The sequence below is a fragment of the Pseudomonas peli genome (assembly GCF_900099645.1).
Taxonomy (GTDB): Bacteria; Pseudomonadota; Gammaproteobacteria; order Pseudomonadales; family Pseudomonadaceae; genus Aquipseudomonas; species Aquipseudomonas peli.
Genome location: NZ_FMTL01000001.1, coordinates 1102325 through 1117892, shown reverse-complemented (window position 1 = coordinate 1117892; position 15568 = coordinate 1102325). Strand labels below are relative to the sequence as shown.

Here is a 15568-nt window from a genome sequence, read left to right as displayed (position 1 = left end):
AGCAAGGGAGACATCGATGTCTGCACGACGCACACGTAAAGATGACGGCAGCCAGTGGACCGTAGCGGACAGCCGCAGCGTCTATGGTATTCGCCATTGGGGCGCGGGTTACTTCGCGATCAATGACAAGGGCCGTGTCGAGGTGCGCCCGAATGGCCCGCAAAGCACGCCGATTGACCTCTACGAGCAGGTTGATGAGCTGCGCTCCAGCGGTTTGTCGCTGCCGCTGCTGGTGCGTTTTCCGGACATTCTGCAAGACCGCGTGCGCCAGCTGACTGGGGCATTTGATGCCAATATCGCGCGTCTGGAATACCAGAGCCCGTACACCGCGCTGTACCCGATCAAGGTCAACCAGCAGGAAGCGGTGGTGGAAAACATCATCGCCACGCAGAACGTTTCCATTGGCCTGGAAGCGGGCTCCAAGCCGGAGCTGATGGCGGTGCTGGCGCTGGCGCCGAAAGGCGGCACCATCGTCTGCAACGGTTACAAGGACCGCGAATTTATCAAGCTGGCGCTGATGGGGCAGAAGCTCGGCCACAACGTGTTTATCGTGATCGAGAAAGAGTCCGAAGTGCAGCTGGTGATCGACGAAGCGGCCGAGCTCAAGGTCGCGCCGCAGATCGGCCTGCGCGTGCGTCTGTCGTCGCTGGCATCAAGCAAGTGGGCTGACACCGGTGGCGAGAAGTCCAAGTTCGGCCTTTCCGCAGCGCAGCTGCTGTCGGTGGTAGAGCGCTTCCGCGCGGCCAAGCTGGATCAGGGCATCCGCCTGCTGCACTTCCATATGGGTTCGCAGATCGCCAACCTGTCCGACTACCAGCACGGCTTCAAGGAAGCCATTCGCTATTACGGCGAGCTGCGCGGCCTGGGCCTGCCGGTTGACCATATCGATGTCGGCGGCGGCCTGGGTGTGGATTACGACGGCACCCACTCGCGTAATGCCAGCTCGATCAACTACGACATGGACGACTACGCCGGCGTGGTGGTCGGCATGCTTAAAGAGTTCTGCGATGCCCAGGAGTTGCCGCATCCGCACATCTTCTCGGAAAGCGGCCGCTCGCTGACCGCGCACCACGCCATGCTGGTGGTGCAGGTCACCGACGTGGAAAAACACAACGACGAGATCCCCAAGATCGAAGACGTCACCAGCCTGCCGGAAACCGTGCGTTACCTGGTTGAGCTGCTCGGCCCGACCGATATCGAGATGGTCACCGAGACCTACTGGCGCGCTACCCACTATATGAGTGACGTAGCCACTCAGTACGCCGATGGCAAACTCAGCCTGACTGAGAAAGCCCTGGCCGAGCAGTGCTACTTTGCTGTGTGCCGTCGCCTGCATAACTCCCTGAAGGCGCGTCAGCGCTCGCACCGTCAGGTGCTGGATGAGCTCAACGACAAGCTGGCCGACAAGTACATCTGTAACTTCTCGGTATTCCAGAGTCTGCCGGACACCTGGGCTATCGGCCAGGTGCTGCCGATTCTGCCGCTCAATCGTCTCGACGAAGAGCCGCTGCGCCGCGCCGTGCTGCAGGACCTGACCTGCGACTCCGACGGCAAGATCCGTCAGTACGTCGACGAGCAGAGCATCGAGACCAGCCTGCCGGTGCACGAAGTGCGCGAGGGTGAGGACTACCTGCTGGGGATTTTCCTGGTCGGTGCCTACCAGGAAATTCTCGGCGATATGCACAACCTGTTCGGCGACACCGACTCGGTGAACATCTACCAGAACGCCGATGGCAGCGTGTACCACGCCGGTATCGAGACCCACGACACCATCGAGGACATGCTGCGCTACGTGCACCTGTCGCCGGAGGAGTTGATGAACCACTACCGCGACAAGGTTGCCAGCGCCAAGATCAGCCCGCGCGAACGCACCCAGTTCCTTGACGCGCTGCGTCTGGGGTTGACTCGTTCCTCTTACCTGTCGTCCTAGGGAACAATCGATCTGCTGCGCGTCGGCCCTACTGCGTTAAAAACAGGCTCGGAATGCTCATGTACAAAAGTACACTCCGCTTCCTCGCCTGTTTTTGCCTTGTAGTGCTCTAGCTCGCGAGATCTTGAGCAGGTGTAAGCTCGCACTGAATGCAAAAGGCCCCGCACTGCGGGGCCTTTTGCTATCTGCTGACGGCGATTAAGCCCCGAGCAGGCTCTGCCCACATACGCGTAGCACCTGCGCGGTGGCCGCGCCGGAACCGGGCTGGGCGAACCAGGCCACGGCTTCGGCGACGTCCTGCGGTAGGCCGCCCTGGCCCATGGAGTTCATCCGACGGCCGGCTTCGCGGATGGTCAGCGGGATGGCGGCGGTCATCTGGGTTTCGATAAAACCGGGTGCCACGGCGTTGATGCTGATACCGCGCTTGGCCAGAGCCGGTGCCCAGGCCTGGGCCAGGCCGATTACCCCGGCCTTGCTCACCGCGTAGTTGGTCTGGCCCATATTGCCGGCTATGCCACTGATCGAGGCAATCAGCACCACGCGGCCATTGTCGTGCAGCTTGCCGGCGTCCAGCAGGGCTTGGGTCAGCACCTGTGGGGCATTCAGGTTGACGTTGATCACCGAGTTCCAGAAGTCGTCGCTCATCTTCGCCAAGGTCTTGTCGCGGGTGATGCCGGCGTTGTGCACGACGATATCGATACCGTCCGCCAGCGCCTCGACCAGCTGCGCGGCGGCGTCGCTGGCGCAGATATCCAGAGCCAGCACGCTACCGCCGAGGCGGGCCGCCAGTGCGTCGAGGGCGTCCTTGGCTGGCGGCACGTCCAGCAGCACCACCTCGGCACCGTCGCGGGCCAGGGTTTCGGCGATGGCCGCACCGATGCCGCGGGAGGCGCCGGTTACCAGGGCCTTTTTGCCGGCCAGTGGGCGGGTCCAGTCTTTGACCTGTTCGCTGCAGGCGTTCAGGCGCAATACTTGGCCGGATACATAGGCGCTTTTCGGCGAGAGGAAGAAGCGCAGCGCGCCTTCCAGTTGCGTCTCGCCGCCTTTGCCGACGTAGATCAGCTGCACATTACCGCCGCGGCGGATTTCCTTGCCCAGGGAGCGGCTGAAGCCTTCCAGGGAGCGCTGCACGCTGGCGGCAATCGGGTCTTTCAGCGATTCCGGGGCGCGGCCGAGGATTACCACGCGCGGACATTTATCCAGGCCCTTGAAAGCCGGCTGGAAGAAGTCGCGCAGCTCGATCAGTTGTTCGAAGCGGGTCAGCCCGCTGGCGTCGAATACCAGCGCCTTGAGCTTTGGACCGTGCTCTGCGGTCCAGCGCGGCAAATCAAATTGGCCTTCACGGGCGGCGAACAGGGCGTCGGTCAGCTTGTTGGCAAAGGGCAGCATGGCGCTGGCCAGGCTGCCTTCGCCGCCAATCAGCAGGGCACCGTCCACCGGTCGACTGCGCCCGGCCATCCAACGCTCCAGCAGCAGCGGCGCGGGCAGACCGAGCGCACTGACCAATCGACGACCTGAGGTGGAGTTGGCAAAGGCGAGATAACGGTCTGACATGAAACGGCTCCTGCGCATGGATCAAAAGTGCGCCCACTCTACGCAGCCCGCAGAAATGCGCAATTGACCGCGCCGCCTGCTGCACTGGCAAGGCGGCCAATGCCACACTGCAGGGACAGGTTAGCCTGTGCGCTATCCCTCTCAGACCCATCCCAGCTCAGGAGTCATCCATGACCCAGCCGCGCCGCGTCGCCATCGTTGGTGGTAACCGTATTCCGTTCGCCCGCTCCAATACTGTCTACGCCACCGCGAGCAACCAGGAGATGCTGACCAGCGCGCTGGATGGCTTGGTCGAGCGCTTCAACCTGCATGGCGAACGTCTGGGTGAGGTGGTGGCCGGTGCGGTGCTCAAGCATTCGCGCGACTTCAATCTGACTCGCGAATGCGTGCTTGGCTCGCGCCTGGCCCCGGAAACCCCGGCCTATGACCTGCAGCAGGCCTGCGGCACCGGGCTGGAAGCGGCGCTGCTGGTGGCCAACAAGATTGCGCTTGGGCAGATCGAGTGCGGCATCGCCGGCGGCGTCGACACCACCTCGGACGCGCCAATCGGGGTCAACGAAGGGCTGCGCAAGATTCTTCTGCAGGCCAACCGTGGCAAGAGCACGGGCGAGAAGATCAAGAGCCTGCTGCAGATTCGCCCACGCCACCTGGCTCCGGCCATTCCGCGTAACGGCGAACCGCGCACCGGCCTGTCGATGGGCGAGCACTGCGAGCTGATGGCGCAGACCTGGGCGATTCCGCGGGATGAGCAGGACCAACTGGCCGTGGCCAGCCACCAGAAACTCGCCGCTGCCTACGCCGAAGGCTGGCACGACGATTTGCTCACGCCGTTCCGTGGTCTGACCCGCGACCAGAACCTGCGCGCCGATATCAGCCTGGAAAAACTCGCCACGCTCAAGCCCTGCTTTGAGCGCAGCCCGCGCGGCACCATGACCGCCGCCAACTCGACGCCACTGACCGATGGTGCGTCTCTGGTGCTGTTAGCCAGTGAAGACTGGGCCAAGGCCCGTGGCCTGCCGATTCTGGCCTACTGGAAGGATGGCGAAGCGGCAGCGGTGGATTTCGTCGGCGGCAAGGAAGGTTTGCTGATGGCCCCGGCCTACGCGGTGCCGCGTCTGTTAGCGCGCAACAAGCTGAGCCTGCAGGACTTCGACTACTACGAAATTCACGAAGCCTTCGCCGCGCAGGTGCTTTGCACCCTCAAGGCCTGGGAAGACGCCGACTACTGCAAGACCCGCCTGGGCCTGGATGCGCCACTGGGTTCCATCGACCGCAGCAAGATGAACGTCAAGGGCAGCTCGCTGGCTGCAGGTCACCCCTTTGCCGCCACGGGTGGGCGAATTGTTGCCAACCTGGCCAAGCTGCTATCTGTGGCTCAGGAAGGGCGTGGACTGATCTCGATTTGCGCTGCCGGCGGCCAAGGTGTGACTGCAATCCTGGAAAAGTAATCAAACAGCCGTATCCGCATCTCGTGTGGGTACTGATGTATGCAACTCCGTGATTTGGAGCGGCCCACGCAGGTGGAGCCGCTCTTTTTTATGGCTGTTTATTGCTCACGCGATGGCTCGGCTTCCTGCTTAAGCAGCGCCGCTTTGCGCGCCAGGCCCCAGCGGTAGCCACTGAGGCTGCCGTTGCTGGCGATCACCCGATGGCACGGCACCAGCAGGCCCAGTGGGTTGCTGGCACAGGCGCGTGCCACGGCGCGTGGATGGCTGCCCAGTTGCGCAGCCAGCTCGGCGTAGTTACGCGTCTGCCCCAGCGGAATCTGCTGCAGGGCTCGCCACACCTGCTGCTGAAACGCCGTGCCGCGAATATCCAGCGGCAGCTGGGCGGCGCGCTGCGGTTCGCTGATCTGCGCCAATGCCTGGCGCAGGCTATCGCCCAGGCCCGCGTTATCCACATGCAGTTCGGCGGCAGCAAAGCGTTGTTGCAGTTCGCTCAGCAGCGCGGCCGGGTCGTCACCGAATAACAGGGCGCAGATGCCCTTGGCGCTGCTGGCCAGCAGCAAGTGGCCGAGCGGGCAGGGCGCGATGCTGTAGCGCAGCTGTTCGCCTGCGGCCTGTTTACGCCGTTGCGCCGGGCTCAGGGGCGCCGGCTGCTGATACAGCGCGCGGGTGCCGGAGTAGCCGGCGTTTAGCGCGGCATCCAGAACGCTATTTGCTGCAGGCAACTGTTGCTCCAGACGCGCACGGCGTTGCGCCTCGCTCCAGGCTTTCGGCGTCAGCCCGGTACGCACCTTGAAGGCGCGCGCCAGGTGCGAAGCGGACAGGCCGATTCGCGCGGCCAACTGTGCGAGGGTCGGTGGCTGCTCGCTAGTGTTGAGCAGCTCACAGGCGGCCACCACCAGGGAATCCAGTTGCTCGGCCGGGCTCTGCCCCTGCGGCGAGCAGCGTTTGCATGGGCGAAAGCCTGCCGCAGCAGCGGCGTCAGCATCGAGGTGGAAGCTGACGTTCTCCCGCCGGGGCCGCCGCGCCGGGCAACTGGGCCGGCAATAGATACCGGTGCTGCGCACAGCAAACACAAATCGTCCATCCTGCGTGGCATTGCGGTCGCATAAGGCTTGCCAGCATTTGTCGGCATCGAGCATGGCGCGATCCTCAATAATCATGGGCGGATTGTCGGCTGCGGCTGGCGGTCTGCCAATCCACATCTGACTTTCAAAGCTACCCAAGCTGCTGCACCGCGACTTAGCCAACCTCGCCTAGACTCTTTGCATCCACCACGGCGCTCACGCAAGGAGACGGCAATGTTCAGACTGCGCCATATGGGGCTGCTGCTGGTGCTGGCCAGCGTGTTCGCCGCTGCGCAACCGCCGGTGCCCGTGCGGCTCGACACCAGTTTCGAAGAGCCCTACCAAGTAGTGGTCGATGGCCAACTCGGCGGTTTGTCGGTCAAGGTGCTGGAATGCATTTTCAACCAACTGCAGCAGCCCTATCAGATTCAGCTGACCTCGCTGCAGCGGGCTCGCCTCAATGTCAGCCGGCAGATTGCCGACGGCTTCTTCAGTTCCGCGCCCAATAGTCTGGTGGATGGCTATGCCGTGCTCTCGGCGCCGCTGCTGATGGAGAAATGGTACTGGTACGCACTGGACCCCAGCCTGCTCAACCTGCCCATCTGGGACAAGCAGCTGAAGATCGGCAGCGTACTGGGCAGCAACAGCACGATCTGGCTCGAATCGCGCGGTATTAAAGTTGAACAGAAAGTGCCCCGCCTGGAGCAGCTGGTGGAAATGCTTCGCCATGGCCGTATCAATATGGTGCTGGCTGATAGCAGCGCCATGCACAGTACGCTTGAACAGATAGAGGATAAGCAGACGCTGCACGAGCGTTTCGTGCGCTACTCACCGTTGGGCGTGTATTTTTCCAAGACCTTTCTTGATGGGCACCCGGACTTTCTCAAAGCCTTCAATCGCCAGGTGGAAAGCTGTGCTCCGGCCAGCATAGCGCTCAGTGATGCGGAACAGGCCTATCTGCGCCAGCTGGTCGCACAGCATGTGGCGCGCTGGGGCCTGCATGCTGATCTGCTTGCGGCTTTGCGGGCGGCGAATCAGCGCGAGAACAGCGCGGAGCGGATCCAGGAGCTGGATCGGCAGTGGCGGCGCGAGCGTATTCTTGAAGAGAAACCACTAATCCGGCGCATGCTCAACCTGCAGCCATCCAAGCTGTTAGCCGGTATCGCTCAGCAATATGCCCCGCTGTTTAATGAATTGTTTATCAGTGATGCCAGTGGTCAATTGGTGGCCTTGAGCGAGAGCACCAGTGATTATTGGCAGGCTGATGAGCTAGATTTTCAGCGGGCCGCGTCGCTCCCCCGTGACGAGGTGTATATCGGCGCGATTGAGTATGACGGTTCAACACAGAGCTTTCAGAGCAAGGTATCGGCGCCGCTTTACGACCCCGATACCGATGTACTGCTCGGCGTGATCAGCCTGGGCCTGAACATCGAGACGGCTTTCGGTGACAACCTGCCCTGAGCGACAGGCTGCCGCGCCGCCGCTATTTGCTGAGCTCAGGCCGTTGCCCCCTACTCAGCAGTGGTTATTGCCAGTCGAGGCTGAGTTCGGCTTGCCAGGCGAAGCGCTCAAAATGCCGACTGACAACCTGCTTCAGGCTTTCCAAGCCTTCGCTGCTGGCGCTTTGCACACTCAGGCGCAAACCGTCGGTCTCGGCCTGCAGCAGAGCGAGGCCGCTGTCGAACTCGATACGGCCGTGGTGTTCATCGAAACTTACCGGAATCTTGTACGCGAAGTGTTTGCATAGCCGGCTGATATAGCGGGCCGGTGTATCCGTGGTGACATAGGCGCTGGCGTTCAGTGGCATGGGGTTCTCCTGGTCAAGTGACGGCTTAATAGCCAACGGTAAAGCGTTGGCGCAGGTGATGTGGGCGCTCCAGCTCATCAATGATGGCAACGGCCAAATCGGCGACCGAGATCTGCGCCGGTGCGTCGCCATTCATCAGTAACTGATCGCCGCCGATGCGGAACTGTCCGCTGCGCGCGCCGGGCTGCAGCAGCGCCGGTGGTGAGATAAAGCTCCAGGCCAGTGCAGTTTCAGCCTTGAGCAGGTTGAGGGCCTGCCGCGCGCCCTCGGCGCCTTCCTTGTATTCGGCGGGGAAGTCCGGGGTGTCGATCAATTGCAGGCCCGGTGCGACATACAGGCTACCTGCGCCGCCGACCACTAGCAGTCGCTGCACATCGGCCTGTTTGCTGGCTGCGATGATCGCCTGGCTGCCCTGGATAAAGCGTTCGCGAATATCCGCCGTGCCCCAGCCGGGATTAAAGGTGTGGATCACTGCATCGTGACCCTTGAGGTGTGCGGCCAGGGCCTCGGCGTTGTAGGCATCGCCCGCCACGGCGTTAAGCGCAGGGTGCTGTGGCAGTTTCGCGGGATTACGAACGATGCCGGTGACCTGATGGCCACGGCCCAGGGCTTCTTGCAGAACAGCTGCGCCAACAAAGCCGCTGGCGCCGATCAGGGCGAGTTTCATGGGGTTCTCCAGGTGCGATTAGGTGAGAGCAATAATCGCAGCTGGGTAAAGGGCAGAAAAATAGGCTAAAAAGGCTTTAACTATTAAGCAGAGCTTACGAATGGAGCAGTTAAAGCGCATGGCGGTGTTCGCCACCGTAGTCGACCGAGGCTCCATGGTGGCGGCGGCTGAAGTGTTGGGGATGACGGCCTCAGCAGTCAGTCAGCAGATTCGTAAACTGGAAGACAGCACCCAGGTCAGCCTGCTGCATCGCACCACGCGCAAGCTGACCCTGACCGAAGCGGGTGCGACCTTCTACCAGAGCTGCGCTCAGGTGCTGGCACTGGCGCAGCAGGCCGAACAGCGCCTGGCCGAGTTACGCGATGCCCCGGTCGGCGAGCTGCGTATTGCCGCGCCCGTGGGGTTTTCCGGACGGCGGCTCAGCGCGGCGCTGGCGCCGCTGTTGCAGGCGCATAGTGGCCTGAGCCTCAAGCTGTTTTTTCAGGATGAGCAGGTCGACCTGGTCGAACAGCGCATCGACCTGGCCATTCGTGTCGGCCATCTGGAAGACTCCAGCCTGGTGGCGCGGCATATCGGTGATACACGCATGTTGCTGTGCGCTGCGCCGGCCTATCTGCTGCGCAAACCGCCGATCACTCAGCCTCAGGACCTGATCGGCCTGGACTGGCTGATTTTGCACAGTGACAGTGCGTTCAACTTGCTGGAGCTGCATGGGCCACACGCCCAGGTCGAGAAGCTGCGTGTGGAAAGCCGGGTGGGGTGCAACAACATCCTCGCCGTGCGCCATTTCACCTTGGCCGGTATGGGTGTGTCGCTGCAACCGGAGCAGGAAGTGCTCGAAGAGTTGGCCAATGGCAGCTTGCGTGAGCTACTGCCGCACTGGCGCATGCCGCCGTTTGGTATTTATTTGGTGACACCGCGCCGCGATGCACAACCGGCCAAAGTGCGTTATGCCATCGAGGCGCTGCGGCAGCAGTTATTGGCACCCTGAGGTGCTCACCTGCGTGGTGGGGTGTCGTGGGCTACTGCCACGCGAGGTCCAACTCGCCTTGCCAGGCAAAGCGCTCGAAGTGTGTGGCTATCAGGTGCTTGAGCTTGTTCAGGTCCTGCGGGTTATTACTCAGGACAGTGATATGCAGGCCGGTTCGATCCGCATGCAGGTGCGAGAGGCCGAAGGCAAATTCGATGCGCCCGTGGTGGTCACCGAAACTGACGGGCAGCTTGTGCGCAAACTGCGCACACAGGCGGCTGATGTAGCGTGCAGGCGTATCGGTGACGACATGGCTGGAGGCGATGTGCAGCGCGGCGATGCCGTTGCAGCGCTTAGGGTGCGCCTGGCGTTTGGCGGCCAGACTGCCCACTGCGTTGCGCGCCTGAAGATGTGGCTGCTGGGGCAGGGTGCTGCTGCCAGATTGGGCATGTTTCACAGTTGTTTCCCCCAATCATGCAGGCTCAGGCGAGGCGCCTTCGCGGGGTAGCGGTAAGGGTCCTTGCGCGTGGCATGACCGGCTGGCGAATATACAGCGAATGGGACAGTGTTAAATCCCTTTTGGTTGCATGGTGCGTGTGTTTGTAACACCGGGTTTGCTGCATGTGCGCCGCTTAACACACCGCTAGGCGGCATGATAGAGCGATTTACTCAGCCTTCGATCGGTCTGGGTGGCGCCAGGTAATGCGGGGTGTGCTGACAGGAGGGTGGGCGCTGCGTAAAGATTGCCGTATAACGGGCGGCAGAGTCGACTTGGGCAACACAGGACCCCTGATTAAAGCTGATGAAGACGCCAAAACGTATTGAGCCCCTGGTCGAAGCCGGGCTGGTCGATGAAGTGATACGCCCGCTGATGAGCGGTAAAGAAGCCGCGGTCTACGTGGTGCGCTGCGGTGAGGAACTGCGCGTCGCCAAGGTCTACAAGGAAGCCAATAAACGCAGTTTTCGCCAAGCCGCCGAGTACCAGGAAGGCCGCAAGGTACGCAACAGCCGTGATGCCCGGGCCATGGCCAAAGGTTCGAAGTACGGCCGTAAGGGCCAGGAAGATGCCTGGCAGAATGCCGAGGTTGCCGCCTTGTTCCGCCTGGCCAACGCCGGGGTGCGGGTGCCCAAGCCGTATGACTTCCTTGAAGGCGTGTTGCTCATGGAGCTGGTCGATGACGGTGAGGGCGACGCGGCTCCACGCCTCAATGATGTCGACCTGCACCCGGACGATGCCCGCGAATTCCACGCTTTTATGATTCATGAAGTGGTGAAAATGCTCTGCGCTGGCCTGGTGCATGGTGACCTGTCGGAATTCAACGTGCTGCTTGATCCGGGTGGCCCGGTGATTATCGACTTGCCGCAAGCGGTGGATGCGGCCGGCAACAACCATGCGTTCAAGATGCTTGAGCGTGATGTGCGCAACATGGCTGAGTATTTCGGTCAGTTTGCCCCGGAATTGAAATTCACCAAGTACGCCAAGGAAATGTGGGCGCTGTATGAGGCCGGTGAACTGACCCCGGAAAGCCCGCTGACGGGTGAATTCGATGATCCTGAAGAAGAAGCCGATATCGATGCGGTGATGCGCGAGATCAAGGCCGCCTTGGCCGACGAAGCGCGCCGTCAGGCGCTGCTGAATGCCGAAGACGAACCCAAGGGCGAAGAGCCGCCACCGCCTTGGGCGCAATAGACAGAGCGTGCAGCTGATAAAAAATGCCGCTTACCTGATCCGGTAAACGGCATTTTTTTGCGCTGAATATCTTGGGCGTTTGTCTGGTTTACAGTCGCGTGGCCTTGAACGTATCGCAGCGGCCGACATCGCCGCCGTCGAAACCGGTCTTGAACCAGCGCACGCGCTGCTCTGAGGTGCCGTGGGTGAAGGAGTCAGGCACCACCTGGCCACGGGCCTGCTTCTGCAAGCGGTCATCGCCGATGGCATTGGCGGCGTTCAGCGCTTCTTCAATATCGCCTGGCTCCAGCCAGTCATGGCGCTGCTGACCGTGATAGGCCCACACCCCGGCCAGGCAGTCGGCCTGCAACTCCTGGCGTACCAGTAGCCCGTTCGCACCCTCCACCCGTTCGCCGCGTTGGCGGGCAGCGTTGACCTTGGCCGAGACGCCGAGCAGGGTCTGCACGTGGTGGCCGACTTCATGGGCAATCACATAGGCCTGGGCAAAGTCGCCGGCGGCGCCAAAGCGTTGTTCCAGCTCGCGGAAGAACGCCAGATCGATGTACACCCGCTGATCGCCTGGACAATAGAACGGCCCGACTGCCGAGTTGGCAAAGCCACAGGCGGAATTCACCCCGCCGCGAAACAGCACCAGGGTCGGGTCCTTGTACTGCCGATTGGCGCCCTGGAAGATGTCCCGCCAGGTGTCCTCGGTATCGCCGAGCACGGTGCGGACGAATTCCGACTGCTCGTCATTGGCGGCAGGCGTTGAGCGTTGCGGCGTGCTGACCGAGCCGCCCTGCATGGCTTGCCCGGCCAGCTGGCCGAGAATCTGCATCGGGTCCTGGCCGCTGAGCAGGCCGACGATCACCACGATGGCCACTCCGCCCAGGGTCAGCCCTTTGCCGCCGCTCATGCGTGAGCCGCTGCCGCGTGCATCCACCACGTTGTCACTGCGTCTACCGCGTTTCCAGCGCATCGCTATCGTCCTGTGTCTGTCGAGCGTGAGTGTCGTCCGCAGGCTTGAACTACGCCAGTGCAGTCGTCACTTATTCAATGGTGGGGTATTCGCTGATCACCCGCTCGGCGCCTTGCTTATCCAGGCCGATGACTTGATAGGCATCGCGTACATTGCCGTATTCCATACCCGGTGAGCCGGCTGGCATGCCGGGTACGGCTGCACCGAGCAGGTCGGGCTGTTTGCGCATTTTGAGAATGTCGGCGGCCGGTACATGGCCTTCGACAAACTGGCCGTTGATCACTCCGGTATGACAGGACGATAGGCGCGGCGGCACGCCCAGGCGCTGTTTGACCGCACTCATATCGGTTTCTACATGATCAACAACCTTAAAGCCGTTGTCCTGCAGGTGGCTGATCCAGGCCTTGCAGCAACCGCAGTTGGCATCGCGATGCACGTCGATGGTCAGGGGGTCGGCGGCGAAACTCAGGCTGCTGACAAACAGCCCGGCGAGAACAAGCAACTGGCGCATCGGGTAACTCCTGGCAGGTGAAAGGCTGAGCATAGCGCCGGGCGGCCGTGGGCAACCACCGGCGATTTCCGAATCGGACGGGCGCAGCTTATGCTGCGTGCTCGATTTCAGGGGGAGGGGGTGTTCATGTTGTTTGCACGCGCAGTACTGGTGATTCAACTGTTGGCATTGGCGGGGCTGGGGCTGGCCTATTTTGTGCGTCCCCATGAAATGGCCAACCTCAGCGGTATGTTGCTGATGTCGCCGGCAGCCGCCACGGATATGCGGGCGTTCTACGGTGGCTTGCAACTGGGGCTGGCGGCGTTTCTCGGCTTGTCGCTGAGTCGGCTGGAGCTGACGCGCGCTGCGCTGACTCTGCTGGTGCTGCTCTACAGCGCGCTGGCGTTGGCACGCATTGGCGGGCTGTGGCTGGATGGTGGCGCGCAGCAGACGTTCAATCTCTACGCGCTGCTGTTGGAAGTGGTATCGGCAGGGCTGAGCTATTGGGCGCTGCGCGGCTTGCAGCGCCTGTAGGCTTAACGGCGCTCCAGCAGCACACCCGACTCCATATGGTGGGTGTAGGGGAACTGGTCGAACAGCGCGCAGCGCGTCACCTTGTGGGTGTCATTGAGTTGGGCGATGTTAGCGGCCAGGGTCTCCGGGTTGCAGGAGATGTACAGGATGCGCTCGAAGCGTCGGGTCAGCTCGCAGGTGTCCGGGTCCATGCCAGCGCGCGGCGGGTCGACGAATACGCAGCCGAAGTCGTAACTTTTCAGATCGATATCGGCTAGGCGGCGGAACGGTCGCACGTCATTCAGCGCTTCGGTCAGCTCCTCGGCAGACAGGCGCACCAGCGTGATGTTGTCCACGCCGTTGTCGGCCAGGTTGGCCAGTGCGGCGTTGACCGAGGACTTGCTGATCTCGGTGGCCAGCACCTTGCGCACGCGGGTGGCCAGCGGCAGGGTGAAGTTGCCGTTGCCGCAGTACAGCTCAAGCAAATCGTCCGAGCGTTCGCCAAGCGCGTCATAGGCCCAGGCGAGCATCTTCTGGTTCACTTCACCGTTGGGTTGAGTAAACGCCCCCTCCGGTTGGCGATAGCTGAAGGTGCGTCCGGCGACCTGCAGTTTCTCCTCGACATAGTCCTTGCCGATGACGATGCGCTTGCCCTTGGAGCGGCCAATGATGCTGACCTGCAGCTCGGCGGCGAGCTTTTCAGCGTCGGCCTGCCAGGCGGCATCCAGTGGGCGGTGGTAGCACAGGGTAATCAGTCCGTCGCCGGCCAGGGTGGTCAGGAACTCGACCTGGAACAGCTTGAAGCTCAGGGCGCTGCTGGCTTGCCAGGCAGCCTTGAGGCGCGGCATCAGGGCGTTGATCTGCGCGCTGGCGATGGGGAAATCTTCAAAGAAAATCGGGTTGAGGTTATCGCCGGCTTCGAACATCGCGTAGTGGCGATCCTCACCTTCACGCCACAAGCGGAATTCGGCGCGCAGGCGATAGTGCTCGCGCGGCGACTCGAATACCTCGGGGGCGGGCGCATCGAAGGGTGCCAACAGCTCGATCAGGCGCTGCTGCTTCTCCGCAAGTTGGGCGGCGTAGTTGGCGGGATCGAACTGGGAACGGCTCATGGATTACTCGCTAATCAGCGCTGGAGGCGCCCGCCGGCATAGCTGCTGGCGGGCGGTGCGAACGGGCTTAAGAGAACAGGCCGAGCTTGACCACGCAGAAGCCGGCGAGGATCACCAGCATCAGGTTCAGCTCGCGCCAGCGGCCAGCCAGGGTCTTGGCGGCCACCCAGGCGATAAAGCCGAAGGCGATGCCGGACGCGATGGAGAAGGTCAGCGGCATAGCCAGGGCGGTGATCAGCACGGGTGCGGCAACGGTGATGTCTTCCCAGTCGATCTCGGCCATCCCGGCGGTCATCAGCACCGCGACGAACATCAGCGCGGGTGCAGTGGCGAAGGCCGGCACACTGCCTGCCAGCGGGGCAAAGAACAGCGCCAGCAGAAACAGCACGGCGACCACGCAGGCGGTCAGGCCGGTACGCCCGCCAGCGGATACCCCGGCGGCCGATTCGATGTAGCTGGTAGTGGTCGAGGTGCCCAGCAGCGAGCCACCCATGGCGGCAGTGCTGTCGGCGATCAGCGCGCGGCCCATCTTCGGCATATGGCCGTCCTTGCGCATCAGCCCAGCCTTCTTGGCGACGGCAATCAGGGTGCCGGAGTTGTCGAACAGATCGACGAACAGGAAGGCGAAGATCACGCTGATCAGACCAATGTCCAGCGCGCCCATGATGTCCAGCTGCAGGAAGGTCGGTGCCAGCGACGGCGGCATCGAGACCACGCCGCCAAACTGCGAAATGCCCAGGGCCATGCTGATCAGAGTAATCAGCAGAATGCCGATCAGCACCGCGCCGGTGACCTTGCGCGCCTCAAGGCCGACGATCACGAAGAAGCCGAGAATCGCCAGCAGTGCCTGCGGCTTGCTGAGGTCACCCATGCCCACCAGCGTTGCTGGGTGGTCGACCACGATGCCGGCGCTTTGCAGGGCGATCAGTGCGAGGAACAGGCCGATACCGGCGGCTATCGCCGAGCGCAGCTCCAGGGGGATGCTGTTGATGATCCATTCGCGGATCTTGAAGATCGACAGCAGCAGGAACAGGCAGGCTGAGAGGAATACCGCGCCCAGCGCCACCTGCCAGGTGTGGCCCATGCCCAGCACCACGGTGTAGGTAAAGAAGGCGTTGAGGCCCATGCCCGGTGCTAGGGCAATCGGGTAGTTGGCGATCAGGCCCATGATCGCCGAGCCGATGGCGGCAGCCAGGCAGGTGGCGACGAAGATCGCACCTTTATCCATGCCGGTTTCACCGAGGATGCTCGGGTTGACGAAGAGGATGTAGGCCATGGTCAGGAAGGTGGTCAGGCCCGCCAAGCACTCGGTGCGTACCGTGGTGTTATGGGCTTTGAGTTGGAACAGTCTTTCCAGCATGTGGC

At 62.3% G+C, this 15568-nt stretch carries 15 protein-coding genes; 6 read left to right on the top strand and 9 right to left on the bottom strand.

Annotated elements, in window-relative coordinates; translation table 11 throughout:
• Positions 1-16 precede the first annotated feature (16 nt).
• Positions 17-1930 carry an arginine decarboxylase gene (gene speA, locus BLO50_RS05470; RefSeq protein WP_090249529.1) on the top strand — a complete coding sequence of 638 codons (1914 nt, stop codon included), beginning with the start codon at positions 17-19 and terminating at the stop codon, positions 1928-1930.
• Between the two features lie 198 nt (positions 1931-2128).
• Here the strand turns inward: speA and BLO50_RS05465 are convergent, their stop codons facing one another.
• Positions 2129-3484, bottom strand: a complete 1356-nt coding sequence (locus BLO50_RS05465) for a 3-oxoacyl-ACP reductase (RefSeq protein ID WP_090249527.1) — start codon at positions 3482-3484, stop codon at positions 2129-2131.
• A gap of 170 nt (positions 3485-3654) precedes the next feature.
• On the opposite strand from BLO50_RS05465, the gene BLO50_RS05460 reads away from it, so the two are divergent.
• On the top strand, positions 3655-4932 hold the full coding sequence (locus BLO50_RS05460) for an acetyl-CoA C-acetyltransferase (RefSeq protein WP_090249524.1): 1278 nt from the start codon (positions 3655-3657) through the stop codon (positions 4930-4932).
• Positions 4933-5030: 98 nt separating this feature from the next.
• Here the strand turns inward: BLO50_RS05460 and ada are convergent, their stop codons facing one another.
• Positions 5031-6071 (bottom strand): bifunctional DNA-binding transcriptional regulator/O6-methylguanine-DNA methyltransferase Ada, encoded by a 1041-nt coding sequence (ada, locus tag BLO50_RS05455; RefSeq protein ID WP_090251273.1) that lies wholly within the window; start codon positions 6069-6071, stop codon positions 5031-5033.
• 159 nt (positions 6072-6230) lie between these two features.
• Here ada and BLO50_RS05450 point away from each other — a divergent pair, with 159 nt between their 5' ends.
• A complete protein-coding gene (locus BLO50_RS05450; RefSeq protein ID WP_090249521.1) occupies positions 6231-7457 on the top strand; it encodes a transporter substrate-binding domain-containing protein in 1227 nt (408 codons plus the stop codon).
• Between the two features lie 64 nt (positions 7458-7521).
• Here BLO50_RS05450 and BLO50_RS05445 read toward each other — a convergent pair whose 3' ends face one another.
• Both BLO50_RS05445 and BLO50_RS05440 read right to left on the bottom strand, forming a co-directional pair.
• Positions 7522-7803, bottom strand: coding sequence for a DUF2218 domain-containing protein (locus BLO50_RS05445; protein WP_090249519.1), 282 nt, complete (start codon positions 7801-7803; stop codon positions 7522-7524).
• A 25-nt stretch (positions 7804-7828) separates the two neighbouring features.
• Complete coding sequence (locus BLO50_RS05440) at positions 7829-8470, bottom strand: NAD(P)-dependent oxidoreductase (RefSeq protein ID WP_090249515.1); 642 nt, start codon at positions 8468-8470, stop codon at positions 7829-7831.
• Positions 8471-8570: 100 nt separating this feature from the next.
• Between BLO50_RS05440 and BLO50_RS05435 the strand changes: the two genes are divergently transcribed.
• Positions 8571-9461, top strand: coding sequence for a LysR family transcriptional regulator (locus BLO50_RS05435; protein WP_090249512.1), 891 nt, complete (start codon positions 8571-8573; stop codon positions 9459-9461).
• Between the two features lie 31 nt (positions 9462-9492).
• Here BLO50_RS05435 and BLO50_RS05430 read toward each other — a convergent pair whose 3' ends face one another.
• The gene (locus tag BLO50_RS05430; RefSeq protein WP_338110944.1) at positions 9493-9897 is read right to left on the bottom strand and encodes a DUF2218 domain-containing protein; all 405 of its coding nucleotides are present in this window, start codon (positions 9895-9897) and stop codon (positions 9493-9495) included.
• A 345-nt stretch (positions 9898-10242) separates the two neighbouring features.
• On the opposite strand from BLO50_RS05430, the gene BLO50_RS05425 reads away from it, so the two are divergent.
• Positions 10243-11130: a PA4780 family RIO1-like protein kinase gene (locus BLO50_RS05425; protein WP_090249509.1), complete on the top strand. Its 888-nt coding sequence runs from the start codon at positions 10243-10245 to the stop codon at positions 11128-11130.
• 88 nt (positions 11131-11218) lie between these two features.
• On the opposite strand, the gene ypfJ is transcribed toward BLO50_RS05425, so the two are convergent.
• The gene (gene ypfJ / locus BLO50_RS05420; RefSeq protein WP_090249507.1) at positions 11219-12088 is read right to left on the bottom strand and encodes a KPN_02809 family neutral zinc metallopeptidase; all 870 of its coding nucleotides are present in this window, start codon (positions 12086-12088) and stop codon (positions 11219-11221) included.
• A 70-nt stretch (positions 12089-12158) separates the two neighbouring features.
• A complete protein-coding gene (locus tag BLO50_RS05415; RefSeq protein ID WP_090249503.1) occupies positions 12159-12599 on the bottom strand; it encodes a DUF411 domain-containing protein in 441 nt (146 codons plus the stop codon).
• A 126-nt stretch (positions 12600-12725) separates the two neighbouring features.
• Here BLO50_RS05415 and BLO50_RS05410 point away from each other — a divergent pair, with 126 nt between their 5' ends.
• Complete coding sequence (locus BLO50_RS05410) at positions 12726-13112, top strand: DUF4345 domain-containing protein (RefSeq protein ID WP_090249500.1); 387 nt, start codon at positions 12726-12728, stop codon at positions 13110-13112.
• A gap of 2 nt (positions 13113-13114) precedes the next feature.
• Here BLO50_RS05410 and trmA read toward each other — a convergent pair whose 3' ends face one another.
• Both trmA and BLO50_RS05400 read right to left on the bottom strand, forming a co-directional pair.
• Positions 13115-14203, bottom strand: coding sequence for a tRNA (uridine(54)-C5)-methyltransferase TrmA (gene trmA / locus BLO50_RS05405; RefSeq protein ID WP_090249498.1), 1089 nt, complete (start codon positions 14201-14203; stop codon positions 13115-13117).
• 67 nt (positions 14204-14270) lie between these two features.
• Positions 14271-15563: an NCS2 family permease gene (locus BLO50_RS05400; protein ID WP_090249495.1), complete on the bottom strand. Its 1293-nt coding sequence runs from the start codon at positions 15561-15563 to the stop codon at positions 14271-14273.
• Positions 15564-15568: the final 5 nt, after the last annotated feature.